This is a genomic window from Vibrio japonicus (assembly GCF_024582835.1).
Lineage (GTDB): Bacteria > Pseudomonadota > Gammaproteobacteria > Enterobacterales > Vibrionaceae > Vibrio > Vibrio japonicus.
On the sequence record NZ_CP102097.1, the window covers coordinates 1,295,394 to 1,315,439 of the forward strand.

Here is a 20,046-nt window from a genome sequence, read left to right on the forward strand (position 1 = left end):
ACGCTTTTGTAGATTTGGGCAATACCTTTCGTTAAATAAATGAACTCGAATAATAACGACCTCGTATCTATTCGTCTAAAATAGTACGACTGTAACAATGATAATAATAAAATGAGTAAGTTGGCAGCGGGTACAAAAATGCAAACAATGAGTGGTGCGACAAAAAGTGCGATTCGAAAAGTGTATGAATATGCAGAGCCAAACCTAACCATCGTTGGATGGTTTGGCTTGCTTGGCTTTCCAATTTATTATTACGTTTGGTCGTATTTATTCCCGCAACCCTACGAAAGCGCCTTGCTAAGAGGCACTTGCTCAGTCTTGTTTGCTGTGTTGGTTTTCCGCAATGACCTTCCTTCGTATATCCATCGGTATATGCCGGTGTTGTACTTATTTATACTGAGCCTCTGCTTGCCGTTCTTCTTCAGCTATATGATGTTTAAAAATAGCTGGAGTGATATTTGGGCAATGTCGTTTCTGGTTTCGATATTTCTGCATATATTGCTTGTTCATCAAACGCGAGTGGTCCTTTTACAGGCGGCGGTGTCGATTGCGGTTGCTTTTTCGCTCGCTTATGGTACGGACTGGAATAAGGCTACGGACGAAATTGTTTGGGAGTATGTCCCCGTATTTATGTTTACGTATGTCTTTGGCAATTTGTTTTATTTTCGCAATCAGATTGAGCACGAGAGTAGGGTCTCTATCGCGAAGTCTTTTGGGGCCAGTATTGCTCATGAAATGCGCAACCCTTTGGCCGCACTTAAAGTATCAGTGGAAGTATTGAGCTCTATTCTAAATAAGCATCAGGCTCAGCGAAGCGAGGGTATCAGCTTGTCTCAGAAAGAACTGATCATGGCGCGTGAAATTCTGGATGATGCGAATGGCGTTATAGAAAGTGGCAATGAAGCGATTGATCTTTTACTAACATCCATTGATCAAAATCGAGTCTCTACATCTACTTTCAAAAAGCACTCAATGAAATCTATTGTAGAAAGCGCATTGGTCAGCTTTGCATATAAGAGCCCTCAAGATAAGCAATCCATTGAGTTTAAGAGCGAATGCGACTTCGATGCTTTCGGTAGTGATACCTTGATCAAATACGCTCTGTACAATTTACTAAAAAATTCATTTTGTTCTAAGCATGGTGATGGTTTTAAGATAGACATTTGTCTTAAAAAGGATGGGCATTACAATCACCTAATTTTCAGGGACAATGGTGTCGGTATCCCAGCAGATGTAATTCAAGATATTTTCGGTGACTTTTATACCTATGGGAGAAAGAGAAGTTCGGGACTCGGCCTTCCGTTTTGTAAGAAAGTGATGAAGTCTCTAGGTGGGAAAATTGCGTGCCGCTCTGAATTGGGGTTGTGGACAGAGTTTACATTGAGCTTTCCTACCTACGAATCTGATGTGGTTGATCGTATAAAAATGGATTTAATGAAGTCGAAGTCGGTACTTTTTATTGGCAGCAATGGAACGGTATCACGCGCATTGAACGAGCATGCATTTTATAAAGGTTTTCGTTTGATCAATGTTTCTGTAGATACTGCAGCAACTAAAGAAGCGTACGAGTTTGAGTTCGATCTTATTTTTGTAGATCTAGATGATTCGATGAACGCTACGGATAAGTTTGCTGATTTAGAAAACAAGCTGCACTTTACAGAAGCGCATTTAGTCTACCTTTATGATCAGAACCGTAGCTACCCGTTGCCCGTTAATAATGAGCTTCGAATTTGTCCAATCGAGATAAATAAACTGTCAAGAGAGTGCGGTTCTGCTCTCGATGCGTTGTTTTTTGAGTCTCCAAACACACACATGAACATACTGCCACACCAGTTACAGCAGCCGAAAGATTATCAAGGCAAAACGATTGTTATCGCTGACGACAACCATTCAGTACGCGCCTATACCTCGCTTTTGCTAGAGCAGCAAGGGTTTGTCGTGGTTCAGGCGAAGAATGGACAGGATGTTTTAGACACATTAAACAATCAATATGTCGATCTTATTTTGATGGATATTGAAATGCCAAGTTTGAATGGATTAGAAGCGGCAGAGCGAATACGCCAATCTAAAACGGAATATGCCAACGTGCCGATTGTCGCACATACCGGAGACAACTCTGTGACATTCCAAGATAAGCTTCAAGAGTTTGGAATTAACGATTACATTGCGAAACCCTCTAGCGCAGACGCGTTGATTAATAAGATCACTAGCTGGGTATAACCCGGAACGATAGATCACTGCTGCTGGTATTGCGTATGAAACAACTCTGGCCAATACATTCTTAAGTACTTCGTTGATACCCAAATCACTAGCACGGTTGCAACACTTAGTTCAAACATGCCAAATGTATGCAGCCAGTACCAATGCGGGTGATTTTCATCGAAATAATCGGTTAGTCGAAACATGGCGATTGCACTGATCACCGATGGAAAGGTCACTGCAGCAATGGATGGTTGAAATTTGAGGCGTAACAGACGAATGTAGCAGAGGTAGATGAGTAGCGTCATTGTCACGGCAATACCAGCTAATGCACCAGTCAGTATCGGGTCGGGTTCATCGATATTCACCAAATAGGCCGCTAATGTAAGGTTAATTGGTGCAGCCATAATAGAAATCGTAGGCCTTGCTCTTTTTGGTAGCATTCCCTCGAACACGAGACGATAAAGCACTAAAGGTAGCATAAAGAAGTAAATCGTTATGCACGTGTTAACCACTGTTTGGGCCCATATTGCATGTCCCAGTTGGCTTCCTGCCAGCGAGCTACTGATTAATCCTACCGGATATAAAAACCAACTTGGAACCATATTGGTTATTTTAAAATTCCTTAGCTGATAGCTGAAAAAAAGTACCATCATCGTAAGATGTAATAACAATGCAGCAAACCAAAGTGGGTAGGCAATGACAGGGGCAATCACCGCTAAATAATCGCATAGAATTAATAGCGCCATACTCATTGGGGCCATTAAACTGCCACTCAGAGGGTGGCGAATATCGGTCATGAATGTGCTGAAGCTCGTCAGGTATTTTACGAGAACAGGAAAGAGAAGAATCGCACCAAGCCCTGCTATGTAAGGTCTTAGTGTGGCACCAATGTCAGGTACATACAGAGCCCAAGCCTGCGCCAAGCCAATAACACCCAACGCAAGTGCTGCCTGAGAAGGTGGCACACTTTGAAAATGTATTAAACGTCTCCAGTTCAACGATCTGTCCCTGTAATAGGCTAAATGCCCTAATGATGATTTAAACGATTGTTTCAGCCAGTAATAAACTGGCGAAGATGATAACAACTTGAACGAGTGCGATGCAATTAGCATTTGGTTTCTTCGGGTAGGTCTTGCTGTCTTAACTTCTCATTTTTTCCTATTGAGTATAAACACGCTCACCTTAACGGCTCAGTTGGATTTGTACTGAAAATTATACGCTTGGGCGTAAAGAACTGTAGAAACAAGAATGGAATATTGAGTTTCAGATTTGATGCGATGGCAACATGCATCAGCGTATTAGAAATACAGGTTAGAAATACAAATGATAAGAAGGGTGATCGAAATCCCAAATAGTTCTGAGGCCAATACTTGCATAATTAAGAATTTGAACCATAGTTAAAGGGTAAGGCGATCTGAACCAACCCGCATGGAGGAATTGCTGCCTTACCTACAATTTGGATGGATTCAAGAATAAAAAAATATTTTCAAATCCTCGTTGGTTGTCAGGGAGTATGTACAGATTCCCGATTCGCAAACTCACGATTGAGTAACGAGGGATAGGGCGCACTTCAGTGGTGCGCCTTTTGTCGTTTGGGGCTTAGTCTAAGTTGGAAATCTTCCTTAATACCGATTCCAGTTCATCCCAAGGCAGTAACTGACTGTCGATTACTTCTAGGCGACTTTCAAATCCTTCCAAAGACATTTCATTAACAGATGTAACACCATGACTGACGTTAAATGAGTAACAACCTGTCGTTGTGTTCATGACGCCTTTCACACGTTCCGCGGTAATATCAGAAAGCACTGAAAATAAGTCATCAAAGTCGAATACCACTTCTGCACCAAATATCCACCCGCAGCTAAAGTAGCCCTGACCCTTGTTTTCTTTTCGAATGAAAGGCTGATTGGGTGGCAACTGAAATTGTGGCTCCATTTCAGCGTGCTCGTGGTGATGTGTGCTGACCGCCGAAGAGGGGGATTCATCTCTACGGTGCGTATCCAACAACTCGATTGGGAAACGACCTTGCTTAACAAGTTGGCTGAAAATCTTTGGCGGTGTTTGATCGGTCACCCAGTCACTAAACGCATCGATGTCACTCACATGACACTGATCGACTTTGTTGCCGATAACGATGTCGGAGATAGAGAGCTGATCATTGAAGTTCTGATTCTCAATGTATTTTGGATTAGATAGATTACGCGGGTCGACTAAGCCAATGGTTGCTCTCAGATCGATATAGTCTCTAAATTGCTCAGAGTTTAGGGTCGCAAGTACTTTGTGAGCATGGCCAAGCCCTGTTGGTTCAACGATGAGCCTGTCAGGTTTGGTACGTAAAAGCGCTGTCACAGCAACAGACATAGGCACACCCGCCGCGCAGCACATGCATCCACCGGGTACTTCTTTAATTAAAGCACCTTGTTCTGTCATCATTGCCCCATCAATACCAATTTCACCAAACTCGTTCACCAGAACTGCCCAGTTTTCATTGTCTGGTTTTTCTTTCAGAAGATTGAGGATCGCTGTGGTTTTCCCTGTGCCTAAAAAGCCAGTGATGATATTGGTTGGAACTCTCATCGATAAAGTCTCATAGTTTTCCGTAACGTGAATAGAACTAATATACTCTTGAAACGAAGAGAAAGAAAAGGGCGACTTTGCGTCGCCCTTAGTGATAACTGCTTAACAACTAGCGTTTATTCTTTAAGTAACGCTTGCGACGTTCTTCTTTCTTCTTTGCTTTCTCTTCTGCTTTTCGTGCCGTTTCTATTTCAACTTCGATAAGCTCTTGAGTGATCATTTCTGGAAGCTCTAGAGTTAGCTGACCCAGAGTGCCATTTCGAAGTTCATGAAGCAGAATCTCAGAGCATTTGTGTAGGTCTACGCGTCCGCCCGCACGAAGCGCACCACGACGACGGCCGATCTCTTCCATCAATTCGATGTCGGTTTCCGGCAACTCTTCGATTTGGTAGCGCTCTTTCAAACGTTCTGGATATGCTTTAGCTAGGTATTCCACGGTGTAAAATGCGACTTCATCGTATTCCATCGCCGTATCTTTTACCGCACCAGTCGCAGCAAGGCGGAAACCACTGTGCGGGTTTTCTACTTTTGGCCATAAAATTCCCGGAGTGTCCGATAGTACGATGCCGTTTTGCAGGTTAATACGCTGTTGGCGGCGGGTAACGGCTGGTTGGTTACCTGTTTGAGCGATGACTCGGCCTGCTAGCGTATTGATAATGGTAGACTTACCCACGTTTGGAATGCCCATAATCATAGTGCGAATATTCTTGCCAATTTCTTCGCGATGAGGGGCAAGCTTACGACACAAATCCAGGATTTTATGGACTTCCTGCGGATTAGATGTGGTGATCGCCATGGCTTTGACGTTTTTCTCTTGCTCGAAATGATCGATCCAAAGTTGGGTTAGCTCGGGATCCGCAAGATCGCGCTTGTTCAGAACCTTAACAACGGGCTTTTCACCACGTAGTTGAGAAATCATTGGGTTTTCACTACTGAACGGAATGCGAGCATCCAGCACTTCAATAATGACATCAACTTGTGGGATCGCCTCTTCAATTTCTTTTCGGGCTTTATGCATGTGCCCAGGAAACCATTGAATTGTGTTGTTAACCATTTGAAAAATATGCCTTTTGTTTTTATGGTTAAGCTGGTGGGGTATCAGGTGCGGTACCAAAAAGAAAAATCAGATTGTGGATACCAGAGGTATTTCACATGTCACCTGTAGCCACGACAGCATTGATGTGATCATTTTAACACTTTAACAGTTTGGACGAAAACACTGATAGCTTTGCACTTGTCTGCAACTGTGCTCCGCTTAAGTTTACATCGACAAAAGAAAACAACTTTCGGTGTATTGGCCGAAAGCAGTTTTCTGTAGTTAACGTCGTTCAAATAGACAAATTCGTCGTTTTTCAGTACGACAACTTAAAGGTGAAGCATTTGAATTCCGCCTTGGTAAGGGCGGAATTCTTAGTTGTTGAAAGTCTTTTATATGATACTTGGTAACCATAGAGACAGTGGTGGAATGAGAAGTAAAAGCAGTAGTCTTACAATATCTGCGCACCAATATGGGGTAACCCCTTTAAATATCGTGCTGGTTTTTATGTCTTTGACCACGCTGCTGAGGACGAAAATGTTTAATCCTACTGGCGGCGTAATGAGACTAATCTCAGTGACAACCACGACCACAATACCAAACCAGACTAGATCAAACCCTAAGCTTGCCACTAATGGGTAGAAAACAGGGACTGTTAGCAGCAGCATCGACAAACTTTCGAACACCGTGCCAAGTAGAATGTAAATTCCCATGATGGCTAGAATCACATAGATTGGTTCAGCACCGAAAGACTCCATCCAAGTAACTAATTCATGCGGTAAACCCGTGCGATTTACGAAGTTAGAATAAATAAGTGCGCCGATAATGACCCCGAATAGCATGGTAGACGTTCTTGCGGTATCAATAAGGATCTCTCTTAGTACTGAGATGGTGAGAGAGCGGCGATAAAGTGCAATAGCAAACGCACCACCAGCACCAATACCTGCCGCTTCAGTTGGTGTAAATGCGCCAAGGTATATGCCACCCATAACTAGAGCAAATAGTCCAAGAATGCCGGACACAGATTTCAACGCGGCACTTTTGTCTTCCTTCGACATCTTCTCACCTTTTGGCCCCGCATTTGGGTTACGCCATACAACGTATTTTGTGGCTAAAAGATACATGAAGATACCAAGCATACCTGGTATAAAGCCTGCTGCGAAAAGGTCTCGAATGCTCTGTTCGGTGAGTACGCCATAGATGATTAGGATGACACTTGGTGGGATCAAAATCCCTAGCGTGCCACCTGCCGCGATAGAAGCCGCAGCTAAGCCATCCGAATATCCATACTTTCGCATAGAAGGCATAGCAACCTTAGCCATAGTTGCCGATGTGGCCAAGCTCGAACCTGAAATTGCAGAGAAACCACCACATGCGGCTACCGTCGCCATTGCTAACCCGCCACGATAGTGACCCAAAAACGCATAACAAGCTCTATACAGTTCTTGAGACATACCCGCACGTGTGATTAAGTTCCCCATCAGAATGAACATGGGAATGACAGACAAACCGTAATCTTGTGCTGTGTCGATCAATCGCTTAGCACTGACGGTTAACGCACCGTTAAAGTTCCAGTCTCCCAAAGCAGCATAACCTACGAATCCCACCACACCCATTGCAAATGCGATCGGCATTCTTAACAGTATTAATATCATCAGTACTGCGAAACCAATTAAGGCAATAGTCATATCAATCCCTCTGATTCAAATACTCTTTGTTAAAGATTCGCGTAATCACTAAAACAAGCGAAGTGATTGCGGTTAGCCAGCATGAAATGGCCAGAAAATAGACAAAATAATAGGTTGGTATTTCGAGATATTCAGTCATCTCTCCGTACATCAGTGCTCGGTCTCCCAGTTCCCAAACTTTGAATCCCATTACTGAGAGGCAGAGAGAGACCACAGCATCAAACCCCATATCGCGTATGTTCTTTACCTTTCTGGGAATGATGCTGTCGGTCAGGTCAACGCTGATGTGCTCTTTACGCCACGTCACCAAAGGCATTGTAGAGAAAATAAGCGCACCTAAAAGTAACTCCGTGAGTTCTACACTTCCGGTTACTGGCTTTTCAAACAGGTAGCGTCCTATTACATCAATACAGGTAAGCAGCATCATTGAAAGTAATATTAAGCACGCACACAGCTTCAGAAACTTATCCAAAAGTTGGGCAGTAGACTCCCAACTTTTGGTAAACCACATTAGTGAGTTGATCATCATTTATTCCTAAAGCTCGATTGGCTCGTAGTCATTGACGATTTTTCTAAACTCGGTCAAAGCGGCTTGAGCATCAACTTTACGTGACTTAACCGATTTCACCCATTTATCGTCAAGACCTTGAGTAAGCTGTTCATAGTATTGAACATCTTCAGCAGACAAGTTCTCCACTTTGCTGCCTGACGCGATAATGTCAGCCTCACCAATTTCGTCGGCTTTTGTCCAGTAACGCCCCGCAAGAGCAGATAGCTTCTCACCAGAAACGCTTCTGATGGCCTGACGATCTTCTTCAGAGAGTTTTTCCATAAATTGAGGACTGATGAAGATGCCGAACGAACCCAAGTACAAACCCGTTGGGAGTTTGTAGCTGTATGGTGTGACGTCTTTAAAACGAGCGGCTTTCATCATATCCATCTGCATAAACAGACCGTCCGCAACGCCTTGAGAAAGCATCTCATACGCTTTCGTAGCAGGAGCGCTTACGCCCGACACTTCCAAAAGGTTGCCTACTTCAGTAGAAATACCGCCGCCTACACGCATTTTTTTGCCTTTCAGATCTTTCAGAGATTCGATTGGCTCACGCATATGAACTTGTCCTGGCCCATGAACAAATACACCAGCCAGTTCAACGCCGTTGTACTCAAAAGAATTCTTAAAGTACTTCTCGTTGACACGCCAATGCGCGACCGAAGCCGCTTCGCCACCTGCTTTATTCCCTGGCAGTTCAGCAATTTGAGTTAAACGAAAACGTCCAGGGAGGTAACCATGAAATGTCCAAGCCGCGTCAACCGCGCCATCTTCAACTAATTCAACGAGACTTTTTGGGTGAGCCAAGTCGTATTCCAACTTAATTGTGACACGCCCATCAGTGGCTTCTTCGATCCATTTGCCCCAAGTCGGTAATACATCGGCGTTCATTGTCTGCATTGGGCTAAGCCATGTTGCGATTTTTAGTTCATGTGTTTGTGCTTGAGCACTGTGGCTCACCAACATGGTGGAAGCGAGCAATCCTGCCAGGCCTTTAGCTACGGTTGATTTAAACATACTGATTCCTTTGTAAGTCCCATAAAAATGAATTAATTTCATTGCCAAGTGACACATATTTGTGTTGATTGGTAATTTAAACGTATCATTTAAATTGATGGTTGTGTATCATGATTGTTAATGAATTGTGATTTTGTGAATCAGATTTTGTTTTGAAGATGATCAACACAACCATTTCATAGGTGATGTGTTAAAGGCGAATTAAGCGCGTTATCGATGGAAAAACTCTAGTGAGTAGATTGCTACAGCATTAAGGATTAACGAGGTATATAAATGGAACAATTAACCAGTTACGTAGCCGGAGAATGGTATTTTGGTAATGGGAAACCACGCGTGGTTTCAAGTGCAATTTCTGGTGCGGAGTTATATCAGGTCAATGCAGATGGTATGGATGCCTCTAAAGTCTTGGAATACGGAAGAGAGCGAGGAACAAAAGCGCTTTCTCAAATGACGTTCTTAGAGCGCGCCAATATGATCAAAGATTTAGCTAAGTACTTGCTATCTCGTAAGGAAGAGTTCTACTCGCTTTCCCAACATACTGGCGCGACGAGAATGGATTCATGGATCGATATTGAAGGGGGCGTCAGTACCTTGTTCAATTACTCTAGTGTTGCCAACCGCGAGTTACCAAACGATACCATTTGGCCAGAAGATGAATTACTGCCTCTTTCAAAAGAGGGTGGATTTGCTGCACGTCATTTTCTGACCAGTAAAACTGGCGTTGCTCTACACATAAATGCGTATAACTTCCCTTGCTGGGGGATGCTAGAAAAGCTAGCGCCGACTTGGCTTGGAGGGGTGGCAGCTATTGTCAAACCAGCGACTGAAACCGCGTATCTGACCCAAGCAATGGTAAAAGCGATGTTAGAGAGCGGCTTGCTGCCTGATGGTGCAATTCAGGTTATTTGTGGCTCGGTTGGCGACATGTTTGACCATCTCGATTACCAGGATGTGGTGACGTTCACTGGTTCAGCACAAACGGGTCAAATGCTTCGCTCTCACCCTTCAATTACACAGAAATCTATTCCATTCACGATGGAAGCTGACTCGCTTAACTGCGCTATTTTAGGTTCTGATGTCACGCCTGATATGCCGGAGTTCGCACTGTTTGTACGTGAAGTTACTCGCGAGATGACGGTGAAAGCAGGGCAAAAATGTACCGCGATTCGCCGTGCCATCGTACCAGAGCATTTGATTGACCAAGTTGCAGCGGCACTAACGTCAAAACTTGAGAAAGTTGTCGTTGGTGACCCTGCAATAGAAGGCGTCAAGATGGGCGCTCTAGTGAGTAAAAGCCAGCTTAATGACGTCAAAGAAAAAGTCACGACGTTATCAAATTACTGTGACGTACTGACGGGCGGGAATACTTCAGACCTGAATGCTCAGGGGGCAAGTGAGGGTGCATTCTATCCACCAACGCTGCTTCGCTGCAACAACCCTCATGAAGCTGAGGAGGTGCATTCTGTAGAAGCGTTTGGCCCAGTATGTACGCTTATGCCATACAGCGACCTTAGCGATGCTGCAGTGTTAGCTAAAAAAGGCCAAGGCAGTTTAGTAGCCAGTATCGTTACGGCATCGGGAGACTTAGCTGCTCAGCTCGCACTTGAAATCGGTTCATCTCATGGCCGTTTACACATCTTAAATGAAGAGTCATCTAAAGAATCCACCGGTCATGGTTCTCCGCTACCAATGCTTGTTCATGGCGGCCCTGGTCGTGCTGGTGGCGGCGAAGAAATGGGCGGCCTACGTGGTGTGAAACACTACATGCAGCGCACCGCGATACAAGGCTCACCAACTATGCTGGCTAAAATAGGTCGAGAGTGGGTTCGCGGAGCTGAAACGGTCTCTGACCCGATTCATCCATTCAAAAAGTACTTTGAAGATTTGCAAATTGGCGAAACCCTGACAACGGCACGAAGAACGATAACGGAAGCGGATATCGTCAACTTTGGTTGCTTAAGTGGCGATCACTTTTATGCGCATATGGATAAGATCGCGGCCAAAGAGTCGATGTTTGGTGAAAGGGTGGCGCATGGCTACTTTGTCATTTCCGCTGCTGCGGGTCTGTTTGTGGAAGCTGCTCCTGGGCCTGTGCTCGCCAACTATGGTATGGAAGGGCTGAGGTTCATTGAACCGGTTAAAATTGGCGATACCATTCAAGTTCATCTCACTTGTAAGAAGAAAATTAAGAAGCGCCAGCGTTCTGCCGAAGAACAGGCACAAGGCGTCGTGGCCTGGGATGTGGAAGTGTGTAATCAGGATGGAAAACCAGTCGCGCTATATACGATCCTCACGTTAGTTGCGAGACAGCAAGGTGACTTTTAACGAGTCAGACATTCTCTAAAAATTTCATCAAATCTTATTCAACAGGGCCATTCGGCCCTGTTTTTTTATCACAAATTTAACAATTGAATGCGTTATATTTTACTTTTTTGTAATTATTATGTTGCCAATGTAATTTTACATGATACATTAAAAACACAAACAATATTTAATGTGTATCAAATGGAGAAGAGGATGTCTTCGGAGCAAACGTCATTCGAGCGAAAAATCGAACAAGAGATCGCAGTCGAACCTAAAGACTGGATGCCTGATGGATACCGTAAAACACTGGTACGTCAGATAGGTCAGCATGCTCATTCAGAGGTGGTAGGAATGCTGCCAGAAGCTAACTGGTTAACACGTGCGCCATCATTGCGTCGTAAAGCGGTATTGCTTGCAAAAATTCAAGACGAAGCTGGCCACGGTCTGTATCTGTACAGCGCGGCGGAAACCTTAGGTGGTGAACGTCACGACCTGTACGAAAAAATGCTGACTGGTGAGATGAAGTACTCATCCATCTTTAACTACCCAACCCTGAGCTGGGCTGATGTCGGTGTGGTTGGTTGGCTTGTTGATGGTGCAGCGATCGTTAACCAGGTGGCGTTGTGCCGTACTTCTTATGGGCCTTATGCACGCGCTATGGTTCGAATCTGCAAAGAAGAGAGTTTCCACCAGCGCCAGGGTTATGAGGCTTGTCGAGCGCTTGCCGATGGTAGTGAAGATCAGAAAGCCATGCTTCAAGACTCTATCAACCGTTGGTGGTGGCCTGCGTTAATGATGTTTGGTCCGAACGACAGTGAATCTCCAAACTCAGCGAAAAGCATGGCTTGGAAAATAAAGCGCGTCAGCAACGATGATTTACGTCAGAAGTTCGTTGATAACACGGTTCATCAAGTCCTTGCGCTGGGTATGACGATCCCAGACCCAGACCTGAAGTGGAACGAAGAAACCGGTCACTATGAGTTTGGTGAGATCAACTGGGACGAGTTTAACCAAGTGATTCATGGACACGGCATTTGCAACCATGAGCGTTTGAAAGACAAACGTGATGCCTGGGAAGCGGGTGCATGGGTTCGTGAAGCCGCTGTTGCTTACTCAAAAAAACAGATGGAATGCGCAGCCTAGTCGCGCCAACAAGAATTGAAACAGATTAAGGAGAATCAATATGAGTTCATTTAACTGGCCGCTGTACGAGGTATTCGTTCGAAGCAAACAAGGTTTGGATCACAAGCACGTAGGCAGTGTCCGCGCAGCTGATGGTCAAATGGCGATTGAAGCCGCTCGCGATCTCTATACACGCCGTAGTGAGGGTTGTTCTATCTGGGTTGTTGAATCTAACCAAATCACAGCATCTCAATCGAGCGAGCAAGGCCCGTTTTTTGACCCGGCTGAAGATAAAGTTTATCGCCACGCCAGTCATTACACCATTCCTGCTGACATCAAGCATATGTAGGGGATGAGTCATGAGTGAGCAACAAACAAAAGTAAACTACTTACTTCAACTGGCAGACACCAACCTTATTCTCAGCCATCGTTTATCTGAGTGGTGTGGTATCGCCCCGGAACTAGAGATTGACATCGCACTGGCAAATATTGGTTTAGATCTGCTTGGTGAGGCTCGTAACCTTTACCAATATGCCGCTGAGCTTGAAGGCAACCAGAAAACTGAAGATGACTACGCTTATCTACGCGAAGAGCGCGAATATAAAAACCTACTGTTGGCAGAACGTCCAAATGAAGGGTTCGATATCTCGATTGTGCGTCAGTTCCTTTTTGACAGCTACCATGCGCTGCTTCTTCAAGAACTAGCAAACAGTGCTGATGAACAGCTGGCGGCTATTGCTAAGAAATCCCTGAAAGAGGTGGCTTACCACCTGAGATACAGCTCAGGTTGGATTGAACGTTTAGGTGGTGGTACCGAGTTGAGCCATAAAAAAGTTCAAACTGCACTGAACGAGTTATGGCGTTACACCGACGAGATGTTTGAGCCAAGTGAAGAAGAGATCGTGCTTGCAAAGCAGAACGTTATTGTTGATGTCTCTGAACTAAAAGCGCAGTGGCAACGCAATGTCAATGCAACGCTAGAGAAAGCAACGCTATCGATGCCTGAATCTAAGTATTTTCTGCAAGGCGGTAAATCCGGTAAACACAGTGAACATCTAGGTTTCATTTTGGCGGAACTTCAGTACATGCAACGGACTTATCCAAACCAACAATGGTAGGGCGTGCTGATGATTAATCAAACACTCGATTCGCTTTCTGATCCAGAAACGCACCGCATTTGGCAGTTGGTCAGCTCGATTCCAGACCCTGAAATTCCGGTTATTTCGATTGGTGAGTTGGGCATGGTTCGCCATATTGCCAAAATTGGGGGGGCATGGGTGGTGAAGTTCACCCCGACATACTCCGGTTGCCCGGCGACAGAAATGTTGATGAACGATATCCGAGAAGCCATGAATACGGAAGGGTACGAGGATGTCAAAGTTGAAGTACAACTTGATCCAGCATGGACAACAGACTGGATTCAAGAGTCGAGCAAACAAAAGTTACGTGAATACGGAATCGCGCCACCAGACAGAAAAGCGTGTATGCACACCGCCATCAACGCACAGCCTGAATGCCCTCATTGTGGCAGTGTTGATACAAAAATGGTAAGTGAATTTGGTTCTACAGCTTGTAAAGCACACTTTCGATGTAATACGTGTTTGGAACCATTTGATTACTTCAAGTGCATATAAAGTAAGGGATTATTATGACAGATTTTTACCCATTGAAAGTCGCTCGTGCAGACAAGGAAACACCAGATTCTGTGGTACTGCATTTTGACGTACCGCAAAACCTTGCCGATCAGTTTCATTTTCACCCTGGTCAGCACCTCACTATCAAATCGAACATTAACGGTGAAGAGTTGAGACGTTGTTACTCAATATCCTCTGCACCGAGCGAAAACAGCCTTCAAGTTGGTATCAAGGCCATTTCAGAAGGTCGTTTTTCAAACTTTGCCGTCAACGAAATTAAGGTAGGCGATGAACTTGAGGTAATGACTCCACAAGGTCACTTTGGTTTTACATCAAGCCCAGAGCGTAAAGTTAACTACTTAGGTATCGCAGTCGGATCGGGTATTACTCCAATTCTCTCCATGCTTAAAACGGCACTAGAGCAGGAAGATAACAGCACATTCACCTTGTTGTACGGCAATCGTAATGTAAATAGCATGATGTTTCGCAATCAGTTACTGAGCTTGAAAAACCGCTATCCACATCGTTTACACGTTAGTTACTTCTTCTCGCGTGAAACCAACGAAGTCGAGTTATGGAATGGTCGCTTGGACGGCGACAAATTACGCGAACTCGGTAGCAACTTGTTTAACTGGAGTGACTTTGACGCGTGTTATGTCTGTGGCCCGGAAGAAATTTTGGAATCTTGCTACACCGCGTTGGTGGAAGGCGGATTGAGCGAAGAAAACTACCATGTAGAGCGATTTAACACCGCAACAAAGTCTAAAGCAAAACCAGCTAACCAGTCAGAAAATACTCAAGTGACGCTTAAGCGTGATGGTCGCATCATGAAGATTGATATGACCTCACAAGATGACAGCTTGCTGGATGCGGCACTTCGTCAGGGTGTAGACCTTCCTTATGCATGTAAAGGTGGTGTGTGTGCGACGTGTATCTGTAAAGTCAAATCTGGTCAGGTAGAAATGGGCACCAACTACAGCCTAGAAGCCGATCAAGTTGAAGATGGTTACGTTCTGAGTTGCCAAGCCGTTCCGACAACCAGCGAAATTGAAATCGACTTTGATGTGTAGAGGGTAGCATGGCATTAGAAACCGATTATCAGGATCTGATGTACGACATCTCTCATCAGGGAGTGTTAACCATCACGTTGAATCGTCCACAGAAGCGCAATGCGTTAAGCAATGACGTACTGAAGCACTTAGCGGAGTTACTGGAAGAGGCGTCAGAGGACACTTCCATTAAGTCGGTGGTGCTTTACGGCGGCGAAACGATGTTTGCGGCAGGGGCAGATTTAAACGAGATGTCGAGTCAGCATTCAATAGAGACTTGGCTAAATCCGAGACCGAAACTTTGGCAACGTATTGACCTGTTTGAAAAGCCTCTGATTGCGGCGGTAAATGGTTACGCGTTGGGGGCGGGGTTAGAAATGGTCTTGCTTTGCGATGTCGTCGTCGCGGGAGAAGGTACGCTGTTTGGTCTGCCAGAAATCACCTTGGGCTTAATGCCAGGTGCTGGTGGCACACAACGACTGGCTCGTACTATCGGAAAATCTCTTGCGAACCAAATGGTGCTGACCGGAAAGCCAATCTCAGCAGAAAGAGCGCTTAACGCTGGTTTAATCAGTGAAATCACGATGTCACAAAACACGCTCAATAAAGCACAAGAGATAGCAACAAGTATTGCCCAGCATGCTCCTTTAGCCGTTCGTGCCGCTAAAACGTCATTAAAATCAGTATCAAATGGCACATTGAGTCAAGGACTGATGATGGAAAGACAGCTATTCAGTCTGCTTGCGGAAACTCAAGACCGAGCGGAAGGAATCCAAGCTTTTCTGGATAAAAGAAAAGCGACATTTAAAGGGAAGTAATCAATGGAAGAGTCAATTTTATTTCAGGTTGAAGCCGGTGTAGCAGTCATTACGCTTAACCGTCCTAAGCAACTGAATAGCTTCAACCCAGATATGCACAAAGCGCTTAAGCAAGCGTTAAAGCTAGCGGAAACTGATGATTCAGTGCGCGCAGTACTGCTAACCGGCACTGGGCGAGGGTTTTGTGCAGGGCAAGACCTTAACGATCGCAACGTAAATAGCGGCGCAGAAATGCCGGATCTTGGCGAGAGTATCGAGAAATACTACAACCCTTTGATCAAACAAATTTCATCAATGCCAAAACCAGTCATTGCTGCAGTCAATGGTGTGGCTGCGGGCGCAGGTGCCAATATCGCATTCGCGTGTGACATCGTATTTGCTGCGAAATCAGCAAGTTTTATTCAGGCATTTTGCAAGATCGGTCTAGTGCCAGATTCGGGAGGCACCTGGACACTGCCACGCTTAGTGGGTTCTGCGCGAGCGAAAGCCCTAATGTTGCTAGGCGACAAAGTAAGCGCAAGTCAGGCGCAAGAGTGGGGCATGATCTGGCAATGCGTTGAAGACGAAGAACTCATCGAAACAGCGATGTCAGTGGCTAACCATCTCGCAACGCAGCCAACGAAAGGATTAGGTTTTATCAAACACGCGCTGAATCATTCTAGTGAAAACAGCTTAGAAGTTCAGCTGGACTTAGAAAAAGACCTTCAGCGACTTGCTGGTAGAACAGACGATTACCGTGAAGGCATCGCTGCATTTTTCGATAAGCGTGCACCTGAGTTTAAAGGGAAGTAATCATGGAGTTTGTGATTAAAACCGTAGCGGTTATCGGTGCAGGCACTATGGGAGCCGGTATTGCTCAGGTTGCCGCTCAATCTGGATACCAAGTGGTTCTGTTCGATTTGGAACAGGGTAAAGCAGAGCAAGCCAAGTCGGTTATCGCGGCGCGTTTAGAAAAGCGTGTTGTGAACGGAAAAATGTCACTAAGTGCTAAAGAGACGTTGTTAGATGCAATGCACTGCTCGGACGCTTTGCAAGATGTCGCGACCGCAGATCTGGTTATTGAAGCGATTGTTGAAGATCTTGCAATCAAACAAAGCTTATTCAGAGATCTCGAATCAATTTGTCGAGAAGATTGTCTGCTTTCTACGAACACGTCGTCGATTTCGGTGACATCGATTGCCAGTACGCTGGCGAAACCGGAACGCTTCGTTGGGTTGCACTTCTTTAATCCAGCACCGTTGATGAAGTTAGTTGAAGTGGTACGCGGAATCGCGACGTCTCCCGCTGTTACTGAGGCAGCGAAAGCTTGGGCAGAATCATGTGGTAAACACGCGGTGATCACTCGCTCGCTTCCGGGCTTTATTGTAAACCGAGTAGCAAGACCGTTTTATGCAGAAGGTCTGCGTGCTTTGGAGTGCGGTGTGGCCGAGGTCCAGGATATTGACCATATCATCACTCAAGCAGGTCAGTTCAATATGGGGCCTTTCGAGCTTATGGATCTGATTGGTCACGATGTTAATTATGCGGTGACTAAAAGTGTTTATGATGCGTATTACCAAGACAAACGCTTTACTCCATCCTTGACGCAGAAAGAGCTTGTCGAGGCAGGTTTCTTAGGGCGTAAATCGGGTCGCGGCTTCTATTGTTATGACGCTTCGGCAGAGAAGCCAAGTGTTAACTTCGCCCAGAAATGTGTTCTGTCAGACCACTTGTCGGTATCCCTCCAAGGCGATTGGAGTGCAGCCCCAAGCTTTGTTGAACTGACTCAATTGCCCAACACAAACAGCCAGGAAGGTGCGCCACAGCTGTGTGTAAACGACATCATCGTTACACCAACTCAAGGCGTAACAGCGTCAGAGTTATCTGAACAGCTACAGCGCCCTGTAGTGGTCTTTGATTACTGCCAAGATTACGGAGTGAGCGATATTATCGCGATTGCCCCTGCATTGCAGAATTCAGCACAACAAACTGCAGCTGTGATTGCTTACTTTCAATCAAAAGGCAAACAGGTATTAGTGCTGGATGATTACCCTGGTCTGATTCTTTGGCGCACTTGGGTAATGCTGATCAATGAAGCACTGGATTTGGTCAATCAGCAAGGTGCGTCTCTAGCTGACGTCGATGTTGCAATGAAGAGTGGCGTTAACTATCCACTTGGCCCAATCGAGCAAGGTGAACACCTTGGCTGGCAACGCGTACTAGACACACTTACTCATTTACAAGCCTTCTACTGTGAAGAAAGGTATCGCCCATCGCCATTGCTTCGCAAATTCGCAATTAAAGCTAAAGGAGTTAAAGCATGATAGTCGCCAATACAACGCAACTTTCAGAACACTTGAATGAAGCAGCCCACGAAAAAGTGGTGGCAGAGAAGGCTGTTGCAGCGATGTTAGAAAATGACACCTGCACTAAATCAATGGGAATGGAGGTTGTAGACGTTGCCAAAGGAATGGCAAAAATCACGATGCGAGTGACTCAATCCATGCTCAATGGTCACAGCACTTGTCATGGAGGTATGTTATTCACTCTGGCTGATACCGCATTTGCTTGTGCTTGTAACAGTGAAAACTTAGCGGCTGTGGCATCTGGATGCAGCATTGAATACATTCGCCCGGCTTTTGAAAATGACCTGTTAACGGCGGTTGCGAATGTGAAATCTCAAGGAAAAGTAACCGGTACTTACGACATCGAAATCGTCAATCAGGACCAAAAGTTGATAGCGCTGTTTCGTGGGAAATCTCACCGAATTGGCACAAAGCTAGTAAAGGAGGACAGTTAAGTGACTAATGCATATATTTGTGATGGCGTCAGAACCCCAATCGGTCGATTCGGTGGCGCACTTTCAAGCGTTCGAGCGGATGATCTGGGCGCTATCCCTCTCAAAGCATTAATGGAACGCCATCCAGATTTAGACTGGTCGGCGATTGATGATGTGATTTTAGGCTGTGCTAACCAAGCGGGTGAAGATAACCGCGACGTGGCTCGGATGTCACTATTGCTGGCAGGGATGCCGATCGAAGTCTCTGGCACAACAATCAACCGCCTGTGTGGTTCCGGCATGGACGCAATCAGTCATGCAGCACGTACTATCAAAGCTGGCGAAGCGAAGTTGATGGTCGCTGGTGGCGTCGAATCTATGTCTCGCGCTCCATATGTGGTGAGCAAGCCAACTTCTGCATTTGATAGAAACGGTCAGATGTTTGATACCACCATCGGTTGGCGTTTCATTAACCCGGCACTGCAAAATCAGTATGGTACAGATTCAATGCCAGAGACCGCAGAAAACGTTGCGGAGCGCTTCCAGATCAGCCGCGAAGATCAAGATACGTTTGCATTGCGTAGCCAACAGAGAACGCAGCAAGCAAAAGAGAAAGGGGTGCTTGCACAAGAGATTGTTCCGGTATCTATTCCTCAGCGTAAAGGTGAACCTGTTGTTATTGCTGAAGATGAGCACCCTCGTCCGCAAACAACTCTGGAGCAGCTCGCTGCACTCAAAACACCATTCGCGCAAGACGGTTCGGTAACGGCAGGAAACTCTTCTGGCGTGAATGATGGCGCTGCTGCTGTACTGATCGCTAGTGACGATGCCGTTAAGCAGTATGGGCTAACGCCTAAAGCGAAAATACTGGCAACAGCAACAGTTGGCGTAGAGCCTGCTATTATGGGTGTCGGACCAGCGCCAGCAGCGAAAAAAGTACTAGAAATGACAGGGCTATCAATTAATGATATGGATGTTATCGAACTTAACGAAGCATTCGCATCACAAGCGCTAGCCGTGTTACGTGAGCTAGGTGTCGCAGATGATGCCGAGCACGTAAACCCGAATGGCGGTGCTATTGCGTTGGGTCATCCGTTAGGCATGAGCGGAGCTCGAATCGTAATGGCCGCGACTAATGAGCTAAAACGTAGAAATGGAAAATATGCTTTGTGCTGTATGTGTGTCGGCGTAGGGCAAGGGATCGCGATGATCATCGAAAACGTCTGAAATTAAAACAAATACAACAGACGGGATTAACAGCCGAATAAGAAACAAAAGGATTTACTAG

General features: G+C 45.4%; 18 protein-coding genes. 12 read left to right on the forward strand and 6 right to left on the reverse strand.

Features of this window, described 5'->3' with window-relative positions:
• Positions 1 to 111: 111 nt before the first annotated feature.
• Positions 112 to 2,220, forward strand: a complete 2,109-nt coding sequence (locus tag NP165_RS19315) for a hybrid sensor histidine kinase/response regulator (RefSeq protein ID WP_257086089.1) — start codon at positions 112 to 114, stop codon at positions 2,218 to 2,220.
• A gap of 14 nt (positions 2,221 to 2,234) precedes the next feature.
• Here NP165_RS19315 and NP165_RS19320 read toward each other — a convergent pair whose 3' ends face one another.
• The 6 genes from NP165_RS19320 to NP165_RS19345 all read right to left on the reverse strand — a co-directional run bounded on the left by NP165_RS19320 (position 2,235) and on the right by NP165_RS19345 (position 9,073).
• Complete coding sequence (locus NP165_RS19320) at positions 2,235 to 3,200, reverse strand: TDT family transporter (protein ID WP_257086090.1); 966 nt, start codon at positions 3,198 to 3,200, stop codon at positions 2,235 to 2,237.
• A gap of 601 nt (positions 3,201 to 3,801) precedes the next feature.
• Positions 3,802 to 4,779 (reverse strand): CobW family GTP-binding protein, encoded by a 978-nt coding sequence (locus tag NP165_RS19325; RefSeq protein ID WP_257086091.1) that lies wholly within the window; start codon positions 4,777 to 4,779, stop codon positions 3,802 to 3,804.
• A gap of 109 nt (positions 4,780 to 4,888) precedes the next feature.
• Positions 4,889 to 5,833 carry a ribosome biogenesis GTPase YlqF gene (gene ylqF / locus NP165_RS19330; RefSeq protein ID WP_257086092.1) on the reverse strand — a complete coding sequence of 315 codons (945 nt, stop codon included), beginning with the start codon at positions 5,831 to 5,833 and terminating at the stop codon, positions 4,889 to 4,891.
• A gap of 374 nt (positions 5,834 to 6,207) precedes the next feature.
• Complete coding sequence (locus tag NP165_RS19335) at positions 6,208 to 7,503, reverse strand: TRAP transporter large permease (protein WP_257086093.1); 1,296 nt, start codon at positions 7,501 to 7,503, stop codon at positions 6,208 to 6,210.
• A 1-nt stretch (position 7,504) separates the two neighbouring features.
• The gene (locus NP165_RS19340; protein WP_257086094.1) at positions 7,505 to 8,032 is read right to left on the reverse strand and encodes a TRAP transporter small permease; all 528 of its coding nucleotides are present in this window, start codon (positions 8,030 to 8,032) and stop codon (positions 7,505 to 7,507) included.
• A 6-nt stretch (positions 8,033 to 8,038) separates the two neighbouring features.
• Positions 8,039 to 9,073, reverse strand: coding sequence for a TRAP transporter substrate-binding protein (locus tag NP165_RS19345; RefSeq protein WP_257086095.1), 1,035 nt, complete (start codon positions 9,071 to 9,073; stop codon positions 8,039 to 8,041).
• A 273-nt stretch (positions 9,074 to 9,346) separates the two neighbouring features.
• Between NP165_RS19345 and paaZ the strand changes: the two genes are divergently transcribed.
• The 11 genes from paaZ to pcaF all read left to right on the forward strand — a co-directional run bounded on the left by paaZ (position 9,347) and on the right by pcaF (position 19,985).
• Positions 9,347 to 11,398, forward strand: coding sequence for a phenylacetic acid degradation bifunctional protein PaaZ (gene paaZ, locus NP165_RS19350; RefSeq protein WP_257086096.1), 2,052 nt, complete (start codon positions 9,347 to 9,349; stop codon positions 11,396 to 11,398).
• A 192-nt stretch (positions 11,399 to 11,590) separates the two neighbouring features.
• Positions 11,591 to 12,520: a 1,2-phenylacetyl-CoA epoxidase subunit PaaA gene (gene paaA / locus NP165_RS19355; protein WP_257086097.1), complete on the forward strand. Its 930-nt coding sequence runs from the start codon at positions 11,591 to 11,593 to the stop codon at positions 12,518 to 12,520.
• 40 nt (positions 12,521 to 12,560) lie between these two features.
• Positions 12,561 to 12,848 (forward strand): 1,2-phenylacetyl-CoA epoxidase subunit PaaB, encoded by a 288-nt coding sequence (paaB, locus tag NP165_RS19360; RefSeq protein ID WP_257086099.1) that lies wholly within the window; start codon positions 12,561 to 12,563, stop codon positions 12,846 to 12,848.
• Positions 12,849 to 12,858: 10 nt separating this feature from the next.
• The gene (gene paaC / locus NP165_RS19365) at positions 12,859 to 13,617 is read left to right on the forward strand and encodes a 1,2-phenylacetyl-CoA epoxidase subunit PaaC (RefSeq protein WP_257086100.1); all 759 of its coding nucleotides are present in this window, start codon (positions 12,859 to 12,861) and stop codon (positions 13,615 to 13,617) included.
• 9 nt (positions 13,618 to 13,626) lie between these two features.
• Complete coding sequence (gene paaD, locus NP165_RS19370) at positions 13,627 to 14,133, forward strand: 1,2-phenylacetyl-CoA epoxidase subunit PaaD (RefSeq protein WP_257086101.1); 507 nt, start codon at positions 13,627 to 13,629, stop codon at positions 14,131 to 14,133.
• Between the two features lie 14 nt (positions 14,134 to 14,147).
• Positions 14,148 to 15,203, forward strand: a complete 1,056-nt coding sequence (gene paaE / locus NP165_RS19375; RefSeq protein ID WP_257086102.1) for a 1,2-phenylacetyl-CoA epoxidase subunit PaaE — start codon at positions 14,148 to 14,150, stop codon at positions 15,201 to 15,203.
• Between the two features lie 8 nt (positions 15,204 to 15,211).
• Positions 15,212 to 16,000, forward strand: coding sequence for an enoyl-CoA hydratase-related protein (locus NP165_RS19380; protein WP_257086103.1), 789 nt, complete (start codon positions 15,212 to 15,214; stop codon positions 15,998 to 16,000).
• 3 nt (positions 16,001 to 16,003) lie between these two features.
• Positions 16,004 to 16,792 carry a 2-(1,2-epoxy-1,2-dihydrophenyl)acetyl-CoA isomerase PaaG gene (gene paaG, locus NP165_RS19385; protein ID WP_257086104.1) on the forward strand — a complete coding sequence of 263 codons (789 nt, stop codon included), beginning with the start codon at positions 16,004 to 16,006 and terminating at the stop codon, positions 16,790 to 16,792.
• 2 nt (positions 16,793 to 16,794) lie between these two features.
• The gene (locus NP165_RS19390) at positions 16,795 to 18,303 is read left to right on the forward strand and encodes a 3-hydroxyacyl-CoA dehydrogenase (protein ID WP_257086105.1); all 1,509 of its coding nucleotides are present in this window, start codon (positions 16,795 to 16,797) and stop codon (positions 18,301 to 18,303) included.
• Positions 18,300 to 18,779, forward strand: coding sequence for a hydroxyphenylacetyl-CoA thioesterase PaaI (gene paaI / locus NP165_RS19395; protein ID WP_257086106.1), 480 nt, complete (start codon positions 18,300 to 18,302; stop codon positions 18,777 to 18,779). Before NP165_RS19390 ends, paaI begins: the two co-directional genes overlap by 4 nt.
• Positions 18,780 to 19,985 carry a 3-oxoadipyl-CoA thiolase gene (gene pcaF / locus NP165_RS19400; protein ID WP_257086107.1) on the forward strand — a complete coding sequence of 402 codons (1,206 nt, stop codon included), beginning with the start codon at positions 18,780 to 18,782 and terminating at the stop codon, positions 19,983 to 19,985. It abuts the gene before it with no gap.
• The last annotated feature ends 61 nt before the right edge of the window (positions 19,986 to 20,046 follow it).